18 protein-coding genes are annotated in these 16,196 nt (G+C 70.4%); 4 read left to right on the forward strand and 14 right to left on the reverse strand.

The window, feature by feature from the left end; genetic code table 11:
* Positions 1-31 precede the first annotated feature (31 nt).
* The 10 genes from LQ940_RS11400 to LQ940_RS11445 form a co-directional block, all read right to left on the reverse strand.
* Positions 32-418, reverse strand: coding sequence for a metal-sulfur cluster assembly factor (locus tag LQ940_RS11400; RefSeq protein ID WP_269214789.1), 387 nt, complete (start codon positions 416-418; stop codon positions 32-34).
* Positions 418-885, reverse strand: coding sequence for a Fe-S cluster assembly sulfur transfer protein SufU (sufU, locus tag LQ940_RS11405; protein ID WP_231243575.1), 468 nt, complete (start codon positions 883-885; stop codon positions 418-420). The genes LQ940_RS11400 and sufU overlap by 1 nt, the downstream gene beginning before the upstream one ends.
* A 3-nt stretch (positions 886-888) precedes the next feature.
* Positions 889-2,145 carry a cysteine desulfurase gene (locus tag LQ940_RS11410; protein WP_231243576.1) on the reverse strand — a complete coding sequence of 419 codons (1,257 nt, stop codon included), beginning with the start codon at positions 2,143-2,145 and terminating at the stop codon, positions 889-891.
* A 64-nt stretch (positions 2,146-2,209) separates the two neighbouring features.
* On the reverse strand, positions 2,210-2,965 hold the full coding sequence (gene sufC, locus LQ940_RS11415; protein ID WP_231243577.1) for a Fe-S cluster assembly ATPase SufC: 756 nt from the start codon (positions 2,963-2,965) through the stop codon (positions 2,210-2,212).
* Between the two features lie 36 nt (positions 2,966-3,001).
* Positions 3,002-3,337, reverse strand: coding sequence for a non-heme iron oxygenase ferredoxin subunit (locus LQ940_RS11420; protein ID WP_231243578.1), 336 nt, complete (start codon positions 3,335-3,337; stop codon positions 3,002-3,004).
* Entirely contained in the window at positions 3,337-4,569 is a 1,233-nt protein-coding gene (gene sufD / locus LQ940_RS11425) for a Fe-S cluster assembly protein SufD (RefSeq protein ID WP_231243579.1), read from the reverse strand. Before sufD ends, LQ940_RS11420 begins: the two co-directional genes overlap by 1 nt.
* A gap of 128 nt (positions 4,570-4,697) precedes the next feature.
* Positions 4,698-6,116 carry a Fe-S cluster assembly protein SufB gene (gene sufB / locus LQ940_RS11430; RefSeq protein WP_231243580.1) on the reverse strand — a complete coding sequence of 473 codons (1,419 nt, stop codon included), beginning with the start codon at positions 6,114-6,116 and terminating at the stop codon, positions 4,698-4,700.
* A complete protein-coding gene (locus tag LQ940_RS11435; protein ID WP_231243581.1) occupies positions 6,113-6,838 on the reverse strand; it encodes a helix-turn-helix transcriptional regulator in 726 nt (241 codons plus the stop codon). Before LQ940_RS11435 ends, sufB begins: the two co-directional genes overlap by 4 nt.
* Before the next feature lie 48 nt (positions 6,839-6,886).
* Positions 6,887-7,294, reverse strand: coding sequence for a hypothetical protein (locus LQ940_RS11440; RefSeq protein WP_231243582.1), 408 nt, complete (start codon positions 7,292-7,294; stop codon positions 6,887-6,889).
* On the reverse strand, positions 7,287-7,652 hold the full coding sequence (locus LQ940_RS11445; protein WP_231243583.1) for a hypothetical protein: 366 nt from the start codon (positions 7,650-7,652) through the stop codon (positions 7,287-7,289). The genes LQ940_RS11440 and LQ940_RS11445 overlap by 8 nt, the downstream gene beginning before the upstream one ends.
* Before the next feature lie 23 nt (positions 7,653-7,675).
* Between LQ940_RS11445 and LQ940_RS11450 the strand changes: the two genes are divergently transcribed.
* From LQ940_RS11450 to LQ940_RS11460, 3 genes are read left to right on the forward strand one after another with little or no spacing between them, the layout of a single operon-like run.
* A complete protein-coding gene (locus LQ940_RS11450) occupies positions 7,676-8,611 on the forward strand; it encodes an ABC transporter ATP-binding protein (protein ID WP_231243584.1) in 936 nt (311 codons plus the stop codon).
* Positions 8,608-9,372, forward strand: coding sequence for an ABC transporter permease (locus tag LQ940_RS11455; RefSeq protein ID WP_231243585.1), 765 nt, complete (start codon positions 8,608-8,610; stop codon positions 9,370-9,372). Before LQ940_RS11450 ends, LQ940_RS11455 begins: the two co-directional genes overlap by 4 nt.
* The gene (locus tag LQ940_RS11460) at positions 9,363-10,289 is read left to right on the forward strand and encodes a COX15/CtaA family protein (RefSeq protein WP_231243586.1); all 927 of its coding nucleotides are present in this window, start codon (positions 9,363-9,365) and stop codon (positions 10,287-10,289) included. Before LQ940_RS11455 ends, LQ940_RS11460 begins: the two co-directional genes overlap by 10 nt.
* Here LQ940_RS11460 and LQ940_RS11465 read toward each other — a convergent pair.
* Positions 10,219-10,566, reverse strand: coding sequence for a winged helix-turn-helix transcriptional regulator (locus tag LQ940_RS11465; protein ID WP_231243587.1), 348 nt, complete (start codon positions 10,564-10,566; stop codon positions 10,219-10,221). The two genes, LQ940_RS11460 and LQ940_RS11465, sit on opposite strands and share 71 nt — an antisense overlap.
* 64 nt (positions 10,567-10,630) lie before the next feature.
* On the opposite strand from LQ940_RS11465, the gene LQ940_RS11470 reads away from it, so the two are divergent.
* Positions 10,631-12,877, forward strand: a complete 2,247-nt coding sequence (locus tag LQ940_RS11470) for an LLM class flavin-dependent oxidoreductase (protein ID WP_231243588.1) — start codon at positions 10,631-10,633, stop codon at positions 12,875-12,877.
* A 6-nt stretch (positions 12,878-12,883) separates the two neighbouring features.
* Here the strand turns inward: LQ940_RS11470 and LQ940_RS11475 are convergent, their stop codons facing one another.
* The 3 genes from LQ940_RS11475 to LQ940_RS11485 form a co-directional block, all read right to left on the reverse strand.
* The gene (locus tag LQ940_RS11475) at positions 12,884-13,378 is read right to left on the reverse strand and encodes an SRPBCC family protein (protein WP_231243589.1); all 495 of its coding nucleotides are present in this window, start codon (positions 13,376-13,378) and stop codon (positions 12,884-12,886) included.
* A 135-nt stretch (positions 13,379-13,513) separates the two neighbouring features.
* Complete coding sequence (locus LQ940_RS11480; RefSeq protein ID WP_231243590.1) at positions 13,514-14,464, reverse strand: class II glutamine amidotransferase; 951 nt, start codon at positions 14,462-14,464, stop codon at positions 13,514-13,516.
* A 201-nt stretch (positions 14,465-14,665) separates the two neighbouring features.
* The gene (locus LQ940_RS11485) at positions 14,666-16,168 is read right to left on the reverse strand and encodes an amino acid permease (protein WP_231243591.1); all 1,503 of its coding nucleotides are present in this window, start codon (positions 16,166-16,168) and stop codon (positions 14,666-14,668) included.
* Between the last annotated feature and the right edge of the window lie 28 nt (positions 16,169-16,196).

The raw sequence follows: 16,196 nt of genomic DNA on the forward strand, positions 1-16,196 counted from the left end.
AGTCCCCTCGCTGCGCTCGGGGACTCGCGCCTCAGACATTGAAACCGAGGGCGCGGAGCTGCTCGCGGCCGTCGGGGGTGATCTTGTCGGGGCCCCAGGGCGGCATCCAGACCCAGTTGATGGCGACGTCGTTGACGAGGCCCTCCAGGGCGGAGTTGGTCTGGTCCATGATCACGTCGGTGAGCGGGCACGCGGCCGAGGTGAGGGTCATGTCGAGGACGACGTTGCTGCCCTCGTCGACGTGCACGTCGTAGACCAGGCCGAGGTCGACCACGTTGATCCCGAGCTCGGGGTCGACGACGTCCTTCATGGCCTCGGTGACGTCGTCGATCGAGACCGTCGACACCCCTCCGCCGCTCTGGCCGGCCTCGGGTACGTCGGGCAGGTCGCCGTGGTCGATGGAACGAGTGTCAGCCATCAGATCTCCTTCGATGCGGTCACGTCGGACGGGACCGCCTGGGTGGTGGCGTCTTTCCACGCCATCCAGGACAGCAGGGCGCACTTCACGCGCGCGGGGAACTTGGCGACACCGGCGAACGCGATGCCGTCCTCGAGGACGTCCTCGTCGGGCACGACGGTGCCCTTGCCCTGCATGAGGGTGAGGAACTCCTGGTGGATGCTCATCGCCTCGTCGACCGGCTTGCCGATCACCAGGTCGGCCATCACCGAGGTGGAGGCCTGCGAGATGGAGCAGCCCACCGCGTCGTAGGACACGTCGCTGACGACGCCGTCGTCGACGTGGACGCGCAGCGTCACCTCGTCGCCGCAGGTGGGGTTGACGTGGTGCACCTCGGCCCCGAAGGGCTCCCGGAGCCCCGCGTGGAGCGGGTTCTTGTAGTGGTCCAGGATGATCTCCTGGTAGAGCGCGTCGAGTTCGTTGGTCATCTCTCAGCCCAACTTGAAGTAGGACCGGGAGTATTCCAGGCCCTCGACGAGCGCGTCGATCTCGGAGGGGGTCGTGTACAGGTACGACGACATCCGGGTCGAGCTCTGCACGCCGAAGCGGGCGTGGGCGGGCTTGGCGCAGTGGTGACCGGCGCGCACGGCGATGCCGCGCGAGTCGAGCACCTGGGCGACGTCGTGGGGGTGCACGCCCTCGAGCTCGAAGGAGATCGCTCCCCCACGCTCACGGGCCTCCAGCGGACCGAGGACCGTGAGTCCCGGGACGGTGGCCAGCCCCTCGAGCGCGTAGGCCGTGATGGCCTGCTCGTGGGCGTGCACGGCCTCCATGCCGATGTGACCGAGGTAGTCCACCGCCGCGCCGAGGCCGATGGCCTCGACGATCGGCGGGGTGCCGGCCTCGAACTTGTGCGGGATCCCGGCGTACGTCGAGACGTCCATGCGCACCGTCTCGATCATCTCGCCGCCACCGTGGAACGGCGGCAGCTGGTCGAGCACGGCCCGCTTGCCCCACAGCACGCCGACGCCGGTCGGCCCCACGACCTTGTGTCCGGTGAACGCCAGCAGGTCGGCGCCCGAGGCCACGACGTCGACCGGCAGCTGCGGCACGGCCTGCGAGGCATCCACGACCACGATCGCGCCGACCTCGTGGGCGCGCCGCGCGATCTGGGTGATCGGGTTGATGGTGCCGAGCATGTTGGACACCCAGGTCAGCGAGACCACCTTGGTGCGCTCGTTGACGAGCTCGTCGAGGTTCGACAGGTCCAGCCGGCCGTCGTCGGTCAGCCCGAACCAGCGCAGCGTCGCACCCTTGCGCTGCGTCAGCAGCTGCCACGGCACGATGTTGGAGTGGTGCTCCATCTCGGTGATGACGACCTCGTCGCCCTCACCGATGGCCAAGTCACCCGTGGCCCACGCGAGAGTGTTGGCGACCAGGTTGAGCGCCTCCGTGGCGTTCTTGGTGAAGATCACCTCGTCGCGGTCCGGCGCGCCGATGAACGCCGCGACCTTGTCGCGCGCCGACTCGAAAGCCTCGGTCGATTCCGCCCCGAGCTGGTGCATCGCGCGGGCGATGTTGGCGTTGTGGCGCTCCAGGTGGTCGACCATCGTGTCGATGACGACCTGCGGCTTCTGCGAGGTGTTGGCGCTGTCGAGGTAGACCAGTCGCTGCCCGTTGTCGAGCGTGCGCTCGAGGATCGGGAAGTCCTTGCGGATGATGTCGAGCTCGGGGAGGAGACCTTCCATCAGCGTTCCTTTCGGCTTACGGGGTCTCGTCACGGACTGGCTCGTCCGGCTCGACCGGCGAGGGTCAGACCTTGGTGAGGTACTTGTCGTAGCCCTCGGCCTCGAGCTGGTCGGCGAGCTCGGGGCCGCCCTGGTCGGCGATCTTGCCGTCGACGAAGACGTGGACGCGGTCGGGCGTGATGTAGCGCAGGATCCGGGTGTAGTGCGTGATCAGCAGGACGCCCTTGCCCTCCTGCTCGCGAAACCGGTTGACGCCGGCCGAGACGACCTTGAGCGCGTCGATGTCGAGCCCGGAGTCGGTCTCGTCGAGCACCGCGATCTTGGGGTTCAGCAGCTCGAGCTGGGCGATCTCGTGGCGCTTCTTCTCACCACCGGAGAAGCCCTCGTTGACCGAGCGGGTGCCGAACGACGGGTCCAGGTTGAGGTCCTCGAGCGCCTTGTTGACGTCCTTGACCCAGTGACGCAGCTTGGGCGCCTCGCCGTCGATGGCGGTCTTGGCGGTGCGCAGGAAGTTCGAGACCGAGACCCCGGGCACCTCGACGGGGTACTGCATCGCCAGGAACAGCCCCGCGCGGGCCCGCTCGTCGACCGACATCGCCAGGACGTCCTCGCCGTCGAGCGTGACGCTGCCGCCGGTCACGGTGTACTTGGGGTGGCCGGCGATCGAGTAGGCCAGCGTGGACTTACCCGAGCCGTTGGGGCCCATGATCGCGTGCGTCTCGCCGTCGTTGATCGTCAGCGTGACGCCCTTGAGGATCTGCTTGGGACCGTCCTCGGTGTCGACCGAGACGTGCAGGTCGGTGATCTCGAGCGTGCTCATGTGTGTGTCTCCTAGGTTCTGCGGAAAGTCAGGGGGTCAGCTGGGGCGAACGCCGTTGAGGGGCGTGGCGACGTCGACGTAGACGCCGTCCTCACGGACGTCCACCGGGAAGGTGGCGACCGGCTCGGTGGCGGGAAGGCCGCTGGGCTTGCCGGTGCGGAGGTCGAAGCGCGAGCCGTGCAGCCAGCACTCGACCGTGCAGTCCTCGACCTCCCCCTCGCTCAGCGCGACCGCGGCGTGGGAGCAGAGGTCCTGCAGCGCGAACACCTCGTCGCCGTCGCGCGCGATCGCGACGTCCATGCCGCCGACGGTGACCCCGAGGGCCTCGTCGGTCGGTACGTCGGACAAGGCGCAGGCGAGCTCGAAGGCCATCAGAGGATCTCCTTCAGGACGGTTCCTGAGGAGCCGAGGGACGAGGCGTCTCGAAGGACGTTCTTCGACAGCTCTTCCTCGACGGTGGCCATCAGCTTCTCCTCCAGGGAGGGGACGCCGATCTTGCGGATCAGGTCGTTGAAGAAGCCGTGCACGACCAGGCGGCGCGCCTCGGCCTCCGCGATGCCGCGGGCCCGAAGGTAGAACAGCTGCTCGTCGTCGAAGCGGCCGGTCGCCGACGCGTGGCCGGCGCCCTCGATCTCGCCGGTCTCGATCTCGAGGTTCGGCACCGAGTCGGCCTGGCAGCCGTCGGTGAGCACCAGGTTGCGGTTCTCCTCGTAGGTCTCGATGCCCTCGGCCACCTTGCGGATCAGGACGTTGCCGACCCAGACCGTGTGCGCGCCCTGGCCCTGCAGCGCGCCCTTGTAGACGACGTTGCTCTTGGTGCGCGGCTCGTTGTGGTCGGCGAAGAGCCGGTGCTCGAGGTGCTGGCCCTCGTCGGCGAAGTACAGGCCGAGCAGCTCCGCGGCGCCGCCGGGACCGGCGTACCTGACGTTGGCGTCCATGCGCACGACGTCGCCGCCGAAGCTGATCGCCACGTGCTTGTACGCCGCGTCGCGACCCACCAGCGCCTCGTGGTGGGTCAGGTGCACCGCGTCGTCGTCCCAGTCCTGCAGCGAGACGACCGTGACGTCAGAGCCGTCGCCGGCGACGACCTCCACCACCTGCGCGAGCGAGGCGTGGCCGGTGTGGTCGAGCACGACGAGGCCGCGGGAGTGGGCGCCGAAGCGCAGCACGACGTGCTCGGCCTCGGTGACCGACGCGTCGGTCCCGCGCAGGCGGACGACCACCGGGGCGGTGAGCTCGCTCTCGGCGGGGACGTCGACCAGCAGCGTCGAGGGCACCTCCGCCAGCACCCGCGCGGCGAACCGCGTGTTGGGCACCAGGCCGCTGACGCCGCGCAACGCGCGGGCCTCCTCGCCCTCGACGACCCGGACCGCGACCCCCTCGGGGGCCTCCCACTCGGTCGCGATCACCGGGGCGAGGAACTCCGCCTCGGCGTGCAGGCCGCGCAGGCGCTTCAGCGGGGTGAACCGCCAGATCTCCTCACGGCCCGTCGGCACGGGGTGGTCGGCCAAATCGAAAGACCCGGGCGGGTTCAGGTGGCTCTCGATCTTGGGCGTCTCGAGCATCGACTCCACGCTCTCGCGTGCAGCATCGGTCACAGTCACTACGTCGTCTTTCCTTGGTTCGGGTGATGGCTTCGAGGCTTCGCTCGCACCTCGACCACCGTGGCGGGGTGGTTTCGAGGCTCGCTTCGCTCGCACCTCAACCACCGTGGGGCCGGGGGCCGTGGCTGCTAGCCGACGGCCCCTTCCATCTGCAGCTCGATCAGTCGGTTGAGCTCGAGGGCGTACTCCATCGGCAGCTCCTTGGCGATCGGCTCGATGAAGCCGCGCACGATCATCGCCATGGCCTCGTCCTGCTCCATGCCGCGCGACATCAGGTAGAAGAGCTGGTCGTCGGAGACCTTCGAGACGCTCGCCTCGTGGCCCATCGACACGTCGTCCTCGCGGATGTCGACGTACGGGTAGGTGTCGGAGCGGCTGATCTGGTCGACCAGCAGGGCGTCGCACAGCACGTTGGACTTGGAGCCGTGGGCGCCTTCGTTGACCTGGATCAGGCCGCGGTAGGACGTCCGGCCGCCGCCGCGCGCCACCGACTTGCTCAGGATCGAGCTGGAGGTGTGCGGCGCCGCGTGCACCATCTTGGCGCCGGCGTCCTGGTGCTGGCCCTCGCCGGCGAAGGCGATCGACAGCGTCTCGCCCTTGGCGTGCTCGCCCATGAGGTAGACCGCGGGGTACTTCATCGTGACCTTGGAGCCGATGTTGCCGTCGACCCACTCCATGGTCGCGCCGGCCTCGCAGACGGCGCGCTTGGTCACGAGGTTGTAGACGTTGTTGGACCAGTTCTGGATGGTCGTGTAGCGGCAGCGGCCGCCCTTCTTCACGATGATCTCCACGACCGCGGAGTGCAGCGAGTCCGAGGAGTAGATCGGCGCGGTGCAGCCCTCGACGTAGTGCACGTAGGCGTCCTCGTCGACGATGATCAGCGTGCGCTCGAACTGGCCCATGTTCTCGGTGTTGATCCGGAAGTAGGCCTGGAGCGGGATGTCCACGTGGACGCCCTTGGGCACGTAGATGAACGAGCCGCCGGACCACACCGAGGTGTTGAGCGCGGCGAACTTGTTGTCACCGACGGGGATGACGGTGCCGAAGTACTCCTGGAACAGCTCCGGCTGCTCGCGCAGCGCGGTGTCGGTGTCCAGGAACAGCACGCCCTGAGCCTCGAGGTCCTCGCGGATCGAGTGGTAGACGACCTCGGACTCGTACTGCGCGGCCACCCCGGACACGAGGCGCTGCTTCTCCGCCTCGGGGATGCCCAGCTTGTCGTAGGTGTTCTTGATCTCCTCGGGGAGGTCGTCCCACGTCGCCGCCTGCTTCTCGCTGGAGCGGACGAAGTACTTGATGTTGTCGAAGTCGATCGCGCCGAGGTCCGAGCCCCAGGTCGGCATCGGCTTGCGGTGGAAGAGCTTGAGGCCCTTGAGGCGCAGGTCGAGCATCCACTGCGGCTCGTTCTTGAGCGCGGAGATGTTGCGCACGACGTCCTCGCTGAGGCCGCGCTGCGCCGTCGCGCCGGCGACGTCGGTGTCGGCCCAGCCGAAGTCGTAGCGGCCGATTCCCTTGAGCTCGGGGTTGAGCTCTTCGATGGAGGTCATCTGGTGACCCTCTCCTTCTCGTTGGCCTGCTCGTTGCTCGAGCGTGGGCTGGTGGGCGCGGTGGCGGGGATGCAGGTGGTGCAGACCCCGTCGCCGTGGGCGATGGTGGCGAGCCGCTGCACGTGGTGGTCGAGGACCCGGCTGATCGCCGCGGTCTCGGCCTCGCACAGCTGGGGGAACTCGTGGGCGACATGGGAGACCGGGCAGTGCTGCTGGCACAGCTGCTCCCCCACGACCGGGAGCTGGCGCACCGAGGCGGCGTACCCCTCGTCGGTGAAGATCCGGGCGAGCACCTCGGCCGGGCTGAGGTGCGGCTCAGCGGCGGACAGCGCCCCGAAGCGCTCCTCGACGAACGCCACCCGGCGCTCGGCGAAGGCGCGGACGGCGTCCTCGCCCCCGGTCTCGGCGAGGAAGCGCAGGGCCTGCGCCGCCAGGTCGTCGTACTTCTGGTCGAAGCCGTCGCGGCCGGTCTCGGTGAGCGCGAAGAGCTTGGCGGGGCGACCCCGACCGCGGACGGCCTGCGAGCGCGGCTCGCGTGCCTCCACCGCGCCGTCCTCGACCAGCTGGTCGAGGTGGCGGCGTACGGCGGCCGGCGTCAGGTCGAGCCGCTCCGCGAGCGCCGCGGCGGTGGACGGACCGTCGACGAGGATCGACCGCACGACGCGCTGGCGCGTCGTCTGGTCGGGCCCGGGCACGGGCGTGGCCACCTCGTCGAATTCCACAACAACATTGTGACGTTAATACCCAACCCGGTTCAAGCAAGGTGAGCCTTACCCAGGGTCGGGGGGTGACCCGGGTCTCGTCGCGCGCAGCCAGGCCAACCCGGCGAACGGCAGCACGAGCGGCAGGAAGGCGTAGCCCTGGCCGAAGTGCGACCACACCGTCCGGTCCGGGAACCAGTCGGTCACCGCGTAGCTGAGCACGCCCACCACCAGCACCCCGGCCAGCTCGACCGAGCACGCCACCGCGGCGACCCACCAGCCCCGTCGGCCGCCGAGCAGCAGGCAGGTCGTGGCCACGAGGTAGACGACGGCCGCGAACAGCGAGAGCGAGTACGCCACCGGCGCTCGGTCGGCGTGCGCCCCCAGCTGCACCAGCGAGCGGCCGGTCGCGGCGACCGCGAACACGCCGTAGACGAAGACGAGCACCCGACCGGGGCCCGAGGCGAGGTCACGCACCGGCACCACTCCAGATCGACCACAGGCGAACCTCGAGGGCGACCACGGTGAGCGCCGCCACCGCCAGGACGGCGGTGCCGGCCCGCGAGCGCTCGGCCAGCGACCAGAACGCTCCCACCGGCAGCGCCAGCGCCACGCCCACGAGATAGCTGACGAACAGCACACCCGAGACGTCGCGGTCGGTGCCCGACAGCTGCACCACGCCCACCACGAGCTGCACCAGCAGGACGACCTCGACGAGCGCCAGCAGCGCGAACTCCCGGTCGTTGGCGGGCTCGTCGCGCACCAGCAGCACCGCGACCGCGATCAAGGTCACGGCGCTCAGCACGAGCACCGCACCCATGACCCAGACGTTCACGGCCGCAACCCTAGACTGCCCAGGTGCCTGACATTCCCGCCGTCTCCGTCGACGGCCTGGTGATGAGGTACGCCGACAAGCTCGCGGTCGACGGCCTCAGCCTCACCGTGGAGCAGCACACGATCACGGCCGTGCTGGGTCCCAACGGCGCGGGCAAGACCACCACGCTCGAGACCTGCGAGGGCTACCGCAGCCCCCAGCAGGGGACCGTCCGGGTGCTCGGGCTGGACCCGGTGCGCCAGCGCAAGGAGCTGCACCCGCGCATCGGCGTGATGCTGCAGGGCGGCGGCGCGTGGAGCGGCGTACGCGCGATGGAGATGCTGCGCCACATGGCCCGGCTGCACGCCCACCCGCTCGACGTCGAGCCGCTCGCGGAGCGCCTGGGGCTGGGCGAGTGCGGCCGCACGCCGTACCGGCGCCTCTCCGGCGGCCAGCAGCAGCGCCTCGCGCTGGCCCTGGCGCTGGTGGGACGCCCGGAGGTGGTGTTCGTCGACGAGCCCACCGCGGGGATGGACCCGCAGGTCCGGCGTACGACCTGGGAGCTGCTGCAGGAGCTGCGCGAGGACGGCGTCACCGTCGTGCTCACGACGCACTACATGGACGAGGCCGAGCAGCTCGCCGACATGATCCACATCATCGACCGCGGCCGCCTGGTCGCGTCCGGGACGCCGCTGGAGCTGGTCCGCGGCGGCACGGTCACCACGATCCGCCTGGTCGTCACCAAGCCCTTCCCTCCCGGGGCCCCCGACTCGCTGCGCGAGGCGCTCGGGCCCGAGACCGTGGTCGCCCAGCTCGACGGCGTCAGCCTGCTCGTGACCGGCCCCGCCGACGCCTCGACGCTGGCCAAGGTCTCGCGGTGGTGCGACGTCAACGGCGTCCTGCCGGAGTCGCTCACGCTCGGCCAGCGCAACCTCGAGGACGTGTTCCTCGACCTGACCGGAGGCGAGCTGACCCCGTGACCGGCACCTTCACCCCGATGCCCGGGGCCGCACCGCTCCCCCGCCAGATCCTCGCCCAGGCCGGCATGGAGGCGCGGCTGATGCTGCGCAACGGCGAGCAGCTGCTGCTCGCCGTCGTGATCCCCGCGATCGTCCTCGTCGGCGGCGTGATGGGCTCCGACCGCATCGGACTGGACTTCTCGCGCCCGGCGGTCGACGTCATCACGCCCGGGGTGCTGGCGCTCGCGATCATGTCCACGGCGTTCACGTCGCTGGCCATCGCGACCGGCTTCGAGCGGCGCTACGGCGTCATCAAGCGGCTCGGCACCTCGCCGCTCTCCCGCACCGGCCTGCTCGCCGGCAAGGTGGGCGCGCTGCTGCTCGTCGAGGTGCTCCAGATCGCGGTCATCTCCGGCGTCGGCCTCGCCCTCGGGTGGGAGCCCTCCGTCGACGCGCTCGGCGCCGTCCTCGCCGTGGTCCTCGGCACCGCGGCGTTCGCCGGCCTCGGCCTCGCTCTCGCCGGCTCCCTGCGCGCCGAGGCGACGCTGGCCGCCGCCAACCTGGTCTATCTGCTGCTGCTCGCCGGCGGGGCCGTCGTGCTCCCGACCTCGGCGTACGGCGACTTCGGCGAGGTCGTCCGTTGGCTGCCCTCGGGCGCCCTCGGCAACGCCATGCGCGACGCCCTCACCGACGCCGCCGTCGCCTGGCGCGAGCTGGGCGTCCTGCTCGCCTGGGCCGTCGGCGGCGCCGCACTCACCGCAAGGACGTTCACATGGGAGTAGCCCGCTTCGTCCGGCCCCTCGGCTGGGCCACCCTCGTCGCCAACGTGATGCTCGTCGTCACGGGCGGTGCCGTACGGCTGACGGGCTCCGGGCTCGGGTGCCCCACCTGGCCCCGCTGCACCGAGGAGTCGTTCCGACCGCACGGCGAGCTCACGCTCCACGCCGCGATCGAGTTCGGCAACCGGATGCTGACCTTCGTGCTGGTCGCCATCGCCGTGGCGACGTTCGTCTCGGCCTGGCAGACCGGGCGCCGCGACCTGCGGCGGCTGTCGGTGATCCTGGCGCTCGGCATCCCCGCCCAGGCCGTGATCGGCGGCATCACCGTCCTCACCGACCTGAACCCCTGGGTGGTCTCGTTCCACCTGCTCTGCTCGATGGCCATCATCGGGCTCGCCGTCGTGTTCCTGCGCCGCATCGACCACCCGGACCCCACGCGCGCTCGCGGCGGGCTGGTCGGCCTGGCGTGGGTGACCTTCGCCGCCGCGTGGGCGGTCCTCTACCTCGGCACCGTCGTCACGGGCTCCGGCCCCCACGCCGGCGACATCGACTCCCCCCGCAACGACCTCGACCCGCTCCAGGTCAGCCAGCTCCACGCCGACTCGGTGTTCCTGTTCCTCGGTCTCACCATCGGGCTGCTCTTCGCGCTGATCGCGACCGGGGCGCCCCGCGAGGCGCGGCGGGCCGTCCTCGTCCTGCTCGCCGTCTCGCTGGGCCAGGGCGCCATCGGCTTCGTGCAGTACTTCACCGACCTGCCCGAGATCCTCGTGGGCTTCCACATGCTCGGCGCAGCGCTGGTGTCGGCGTGCGTCACCTGGGCGCTGCTCACGGTCATCCACACGCCGGCGATCAGCCCCAGCGCAGGTGGTAGGCCACCAGCGGCTGCATCGCCACCAGCAGGTCGCGACCGCGTGGGGTGAGCCGGTAGCGCACCGAGACCGGCGTCGTCGCGATCACCTCGCGGGCGACGAGGTCGTGGGCCTCCAGCTCGCGCAGCCGGGCGGAGAGCAGGCGGGCGGAGAGGCCGTCGACGGCCGCCTCGATCTCTCCGAACCGCGTCGCGCCCCGGCCGAGCGCGAGCATGATCGCGCCGGTCCAGCGGCGTCCCACGAACTCCAGCCCCGCGGTGGCCTCCCGGCAGGTGGCGTCGTCGATCAGGTGGTCCTGGCGTCGGTTCGTCGGGCTCGTGGAAGTCACTTACTCACAGTAACCCTCTTACCCGCGGTTGGCATCATGCTCCCATCCGGCGGATGCTGGTGGCATGCCCGACTACGGTCACCCTCTCCGCTTCGGATCCTTCGTCACCCCCTCGGCCGCCTCGCCTCAGCGACCGGTCGAGCTCGCGGTCCTCAGCGAGGAGCTCGGCTACGACCTCGCGACGTTCCAGGACCACCCCTATCAGCCGTCCTTCCTCGACACCTGGACGCTGATGTCCTACGCCGCCGCGCGCACCGAGCGCATCCACCTCGCCGGCAACGTGCTCAACCTGCCCCTGCGCCCACCGGCGGTGCTGGCGAAGTCGGTGGCCAGCCTCGACCTTCTCTCCGGCGGCCGGGTCGCGCTGGGGCTGGGCGCCGGCGGGTTCTGGGACGCGATCGAGGCCTACGGCGGCACCAGGCTCACCCCCGGTGAGGCCGTGGACGCGGTGGCCGAGGCGATCACGGTCATCCGCGGCATCTGGGACACCTCCGACCGCTCGGTGCTCGCCGTCGACGGCGCTCATCACCGGGTGCGCGGCGCCAAGCGCGGGCCGGCGCCGGCGCACGCGGTGCCGATCTGGCTGGGTGCCCTGAAGCCACGGATGCTGCGCCTGATCGGCCGCGCGGCCGACGGCTGGCTGCCGTCGATGTCGTACCTGCAGCCCGGCGACCTCGAGCGCGGCATGCGGGTGATCGACGAGGCCGCCCGGGAGGCCGGCCGGGACCCCGCCGAGGTGGTGCGGCTGCTCAACATCGCTCCGGACACCGCCGCCGACGAGCTGGTGCGTCTCGCCGTCGAGGACGGGGTGAGCACCTTCATCGTGATGGGCGACGACGAGGGCGGGCTGCGCCGCTTCGCGGACGTCTTCGGCGAGGTGCGCGACCGGGTCGCCGAGGCCCGCGCGGGCGCCGGAGTGCGCGAGCGGGCGCGGGTCCGGGGCGCCACGGCCCTGGCCAGAAGACTGCCGGGGATCGGCTACGACGACCTGCCGACGGAGCTGGCCGAGCGCGCGGTCGAGCCCGGCGACCCGGCGTACGCCCGCTACACCTCGAGCTACCTGCGCGGCGGCGCCCCCGGCCTGGTGCTCCGCCCGCGCACCGTCGCCGAGGTGCAGGCCGCGGTCGCCGTCGCCCGTGAGCACCGCGAGCTGCCGCTCGGCGTCCTCAGCGCCGGGCACGGCATCTCCGGACGCTCGCTCAACCGCGGTGGGCTGGTCATCGACGTCGGCGCGCTCGACACCGTCGAGGTGCTCGACGCCGAGACCGGCCGGGTCCGGCTCGGGCCGGGTGCCCGGTGGGTCGACGTCGCCCGCACGCTCGCGCCGTACGGGCTCGCGGTCAGCAGCGGCGACTACGGCGGCGTGGGCGTCGGCGGGCTCGCCACCGCCGGCGGCATCGGCTGGTTCGCGCGCAGCCATGGCTTGACCATCGACCACCTGAGCGCGGTCGAGCTGGTCCTGGCCGACGGCCGGGTGGTGCGCACCAGCGCCGAGGTGCAGCCCGACCTGTTCTGGGGCGTGCGCGGTGCCGGGGCCAACTTCGGCGTCGCCACCTCCTTCGAGCTCACCGCCGCCCGGGTCGGCACGATCGCCTTCGCCCAGCTCGCCTTCGATGCCACCGACACCGCGGCCTTCCTAGAGCGGTGGGGACGCGAGATCGAGTCCGCGGACCGCAGCGTCACCGGGCAGGTCATCCTCGGTGCGCGGCGGGGCGGGCAGCGGGTCGCGCAGGCGATGCTGGTGGTCGACGCAGGCGACCCCGACACCGTCGTCGAGCGTCTGCAGCCGATCGCCGAGATCGCCCCGCTGCTGCAGCAGCACGTCGCCCTCACCACCTACGACCAGGTCATGGGCGCGTTCAGCAGCGACGCGCCGCAGCAGGGCCGCGGCGAGCCGCACACCCACTCCGGCCTGGCCGATCATCTCTCCCCCGAGCTCGTGGCCGAGATCGCGGACCTGCTCGACGCCGGCACGTCGTACTTCTTCTCGATCCGTGCCGTCGGCGGCGCGGTCACCGACGTGCCGAGCGAGGCCACGGCGTACGCCGGCCGCAGCGCGGCGTTCTCGCTCTCCGGCTTCGGCACCGGCCCGGCGTTCGACACGGCCTGGGAGCGGCTCGTCCCCCACCTGTCCGGCAGCTACCTCAGCTTCGAGACCGGCACCGGACCCCTCTGGCTGGAGCGGGCCTTCCCACCTGCCCACCTCGCCCGGCTGCGCGACCTCAAGCGTCGCTACGACCCCACCGGCCTGTTCCGCGACAACTTCTTCATCGACCCTGGGGCCGACGCGGTCGAGGGGCCTGCGGCGTGAGGTCCTCTACGCCGGCGGACGAGACCCGAGGGCGGCCTCCACCACGTCGGGGTTCTCGCAGGCGCGGGCGAAGGCCGCGATCCGAGCCCGGATCTCGCGGCCCAGCAGCCACCGGCCGATGCGGTCGGCCAGCGGGCTGAGCCACGAGGGTCGACCCGACCAGGTGTACTTCCACACCGCGCGGGTGCCGGCGACCCCGTCGCGCTCCTCGGGGGTGAAGCGCCAGCCGCCGCCGAAGGTCGCGAAGAACCACGGTCCCTTCTCCATCGTCATGCCGACCGAGGTCGGTGGACGGTAGGAGACGTAGCGGCTGATCATCGTCGGCCCGACCCGCGCCTTGGTCAGCGTGCGGACCCCGGTGCCCGGCCGCTCGGCCTCGATCAGGTGCTGGTGCCGGATGAACGGGTCCCAGCCCAGCCTGACCTCGCCGGTCGTCTGGGAGACGGCGAACGCCGTGTCGGGCGGCACCCCGACCCACGCGTCTGCGGTGACTTGGGGCATAGGCGGCAGCATGTCACGCCCGGGCGCGGGCCGACTTCAAGCGGGCCGACCTGGGCGCCCGGCGACTGGAGGACTGAGGACCCGGTCCTCGTCCGCAGTCCCGGTTCCTGGACCGGCCAGGCTCACGGCGTCCGGCTACACCTTCAACCGGTCGACCGTCCTGGTGATGGTCTCGCCGTCCCTCTCGAGGAACACGATCTCGCCGAACTCCAGCGTCGACCAGTCGTCGGTGCGCTCGGTCAGCGGCTCGGAGGCGAAGATGACGGACGTCGCCTCCTCGATGCTGCAATCCTCGAAGTCGTAGGTCGTGTCGTCATGCTGGAAGTTTCGACCCGACAACAGGTACATCGGCTCCAAGAGCATGGAGAGGGCGAAGTCATCGGTGCCCGGGCCGGACTTTCGCAGCTCTCGCCAGTCACCAGCCGGTTCGGTCTCACCCTGGTGGCCGGTTCCGACGTTGACGCCGATGATTCGGTTCGGGGCGACCAGGGCCATCTTCAGCTTGGTCAGTGCTGGCAGATCGAGATCCTTCATCGCCTGCACGAGGAGGCGCATCATCTCCTCGAACGCTCGTTTCACATCCTCGTCGCTGTCGCTCTCGAGCAGGGACAGGAGGAGCACGTAGAGGAACTCCGTGTCCGTGTTGCCCCTCATCTGCTCCAGGTACTCGTCCTTGCAGTGGCGCAGCAGCTCGCGCTGCAGGAGCTTCCAGTTCGGCAGATCACCGTTCTGCGCGATGATCCACGGGGTTCCTCGGTAGGAGAAGGGGTGACAGTTCTCGTCGGCCAGCACGGTCTTGGCGTTGTAGTCCGCCGCCCTTACGTGAGCCAGCATGGTGCTGACCTGAAGACTCGGCACGATGCCGCCGACGTTGTCGTCGTAGAAGGCAGCCATGGGCCGGTGGTAGAGGAACGGCTCGTCGGGCTTGAGCAGGTGCTCGCTCCACGCTGCGAATCCCCACCCGGCCAGCTGAAGCTGGGGGTGACGCTCGGGGTCGAGGGCCTGGTTGACAAGACTGTTCTCAGGCTTGAGCAGGAGGTTCTCCAGCGGTACTTCCGACCCGATATAGGCGAGGACTCGGCACATAGGTTTCCTTCACTGATGGGTCTTCGATCCGCGATCGATCGCGGCGCGCGAGTGCCGCTGCGCCGGCGTCGTGGCGGCAGCTCAACGGTGCTCGTCGTGGACGAACAATCAAGCACGCATCCACGTCCCGAGCAGCATCCCGGCGATGCGGGAAGTGTCACCCACCGCCACTGGCAGGCGCGTCCAGCCCGACGCGACCCCCTAGCCCACGTCAGGGCTGGACTCGGGGGCGGGCTGGCTCCGTCCGAGGCGGGAGTGGCGGTAGCCGTACCCGGCGTAGACGACCAGGCCGATGCCCATCCACGCCAGGAAGCGGACCCAGGTGCCGCCGGTGAGGTTCAGCATCAGGTAGAAGCACAGCAGGACCGAGGCGGTGGCCACGACGTACACGGCCGGCGTCCGGAAGGACCGGTGCAGCTCCGGTCGGCTACGGCGCAGGATCACGACGCCGACGCTGACCAGCATGAACGCGAAGAGGGTCCCGATGCTCACCAGGTTGACCAGGGTGGCGAGGTCGACGAAGCCACCGATCAGCGCCACGGCGACGCCCGTGATGATCGTCATGACGTACGGCGTGCCGAAGCGTGGGTGCACCTTGGCCAGCCCCTTGGGCAGCAGCCCGTCGCGAGCCATGGCGAAGGCGACGCGGGTCTGGCCGAGGATCAGGATCATCACCACCACGATCAGCCCGATGCAGGCGCCGATCGAGATCAGCCGGCCCATGAACTCCAACCCGACCGCGTCGAACGCGGTCGCGAGCGGGGCGGGGTCGCCGGCCTCGATGTCGCGGAAGTTCTGCATGCCGGTGAGGACCAGGCTCACGGCCATGTAGAGCAGGGTCACGATGACGAGGGAGCCGAGGATGCCGCGGGGCACGTCGCGCTGGGGGTTCTTGGTCTCCTCCGCGGTGGTGGCGACGACGTCGAAGCCGATGAAGGCGAAGAACACGATCGAGGCACCGGCGATCACGCCGGCGAGACCGTAGACGGCAGGCTCGACCCCCAGCAGCGAGCTGATCAGCGTGACGTCCAGGAAGCCGCCGCTCGCCTCGGGGGTGGGCTCCGAGGGTGGGATGAACGGCGTGTAGTTGGCGGCCTTGATGTGGCCCACGCCGAAGATGATGACCACGGCGATGACCAGCAGCTTGACCGCGACGATGACCTGGTTGAGCCGGCTGGAGAGCTTGATGCCGCCCACCAGGACCGCCGTCACCAGCAGCGAGATCACGACCGCCGGCAGGTCCACCACGCCGTCCGCGGCCGATCCCAGGGCCTCCGGCACCTCGAGGAACGTGCCGTGGAAGACCTCCTGGAAGTAGCCCGAGAAGCTCGTGCTGAGCGCCGCGGCCCCGATCGTGAACTCCAGCGCCAGGTCCCACCCGATGATCCAGGCGAGCAGCTCGCCGAACGAGGCGTAGCTAAAGGTGTAGGCGCTCCCGGCGACCGGGAGCGTGGAGGCGAACTCCGCGTAGCAGAGCGCCGCCAGCCCGCAGGCGAGGCCCGCGATCGCGAAGGAGATGGTGATCGCCGGTCCGGAGTTGGTCTTGGCCACCGTGCCGGTCACCACGAAGATCCCGGCACCGATGATGACCCCGACGCCGAAGATCAGCAGGTCCAGGACCCCGAGATCCTTCTTCAGCCGGTGCTCCGGCTCGTCGGTCTCGGCGATGGACTGCTCGACCGACTTCGTACGAAAGAGGTCCATCACAGCACCGTAGTGACGCATGCCACTC

The sequence above is a fragment of the Nocardioides sp. cx-173 genome (assembly GCF_021117365.1).
In the GTDB taxonomy this organism is placed as follows: Bacteria; Actinomycetota; Actinomycetes; order Propionibacteriales; family Nocardioidaceae; genus Nocardioides.

Coding starts and splice junctions, on each gene's coding strand:
- LQ940_RS11410 (WP_231243576.1), bottom strand. CDS start 2,145: ATGGAAGGTCTCCTCCCCGAGCTCGACATCATCCGCAAGGACTTCCCG.
- sufC (WP_231243577.1), bottom strand. CDS start 2,965: ATGAGCACGCTCGAGATCACCGACCTGCACGTCTCGGTCGACACCGAG.
- LQ940_RS11485 (WP_231243591.1), bottom strand. CDS start 16,168: ATGGACCTCTTTCGTACGAAGTCGGTCGAGCAGTCCATCGCCGAGACC.
- LQ940_RS11470 (WP_231243588.1), top strand. CDS start 10,631: ATGCCCGACTACGGTCACCCTCTCCGCTTCGGATCCTTCGTCACCCCC.
- LQ940_RS11480 (WP_231243590.1), bottom strand. CDS start 14,464: ATGTGCCGAGTCCTCGCCTATATCGGGTCGGAAGTACCGCTGGAGAAC.
- LQ940_RS11400 (WP_269214789.1), bottom strand. CDS start 418: ATGGCTGACACTCGTTCCATCGACCACGGCGACCTGCCCGACGTACCC.
- LQ940_RS11460 (WP_231243586.1), top strand. CDS start 9,363: ATGGGAGTAGCCCGCTTCGTCCGGCCCCTCGGCTGGGCCACCCTCGTC.
- LQ940_RS11475 (WP_231243589.1), bottom strand. CDS start 13,378: ATGCCCCAAGTCACCGCAGACGCGTGGGTCGGGGTGCCGCCCGACACG.
- sufB (WP_231243580.1), bottom strand. CDS start 6,116: ATGACCTCCATCGAAGAGCTCAACCCCGAGCTCAAGGGAATCGGCCGC.
- LQ940_RS11420 (WP_231243578.1), bottom strand. CDS start 3,337: ATGGCCTTCGAGCTCGCCTGCGCCTTGTCCGACGTACCGACCGACGAG.
- sufU (WP_231243575.1), bottom strand. CDS start 885: ATGACCAACGAACTCGACGCGCTCTACCAGGAGATCATCCTGGACCAC.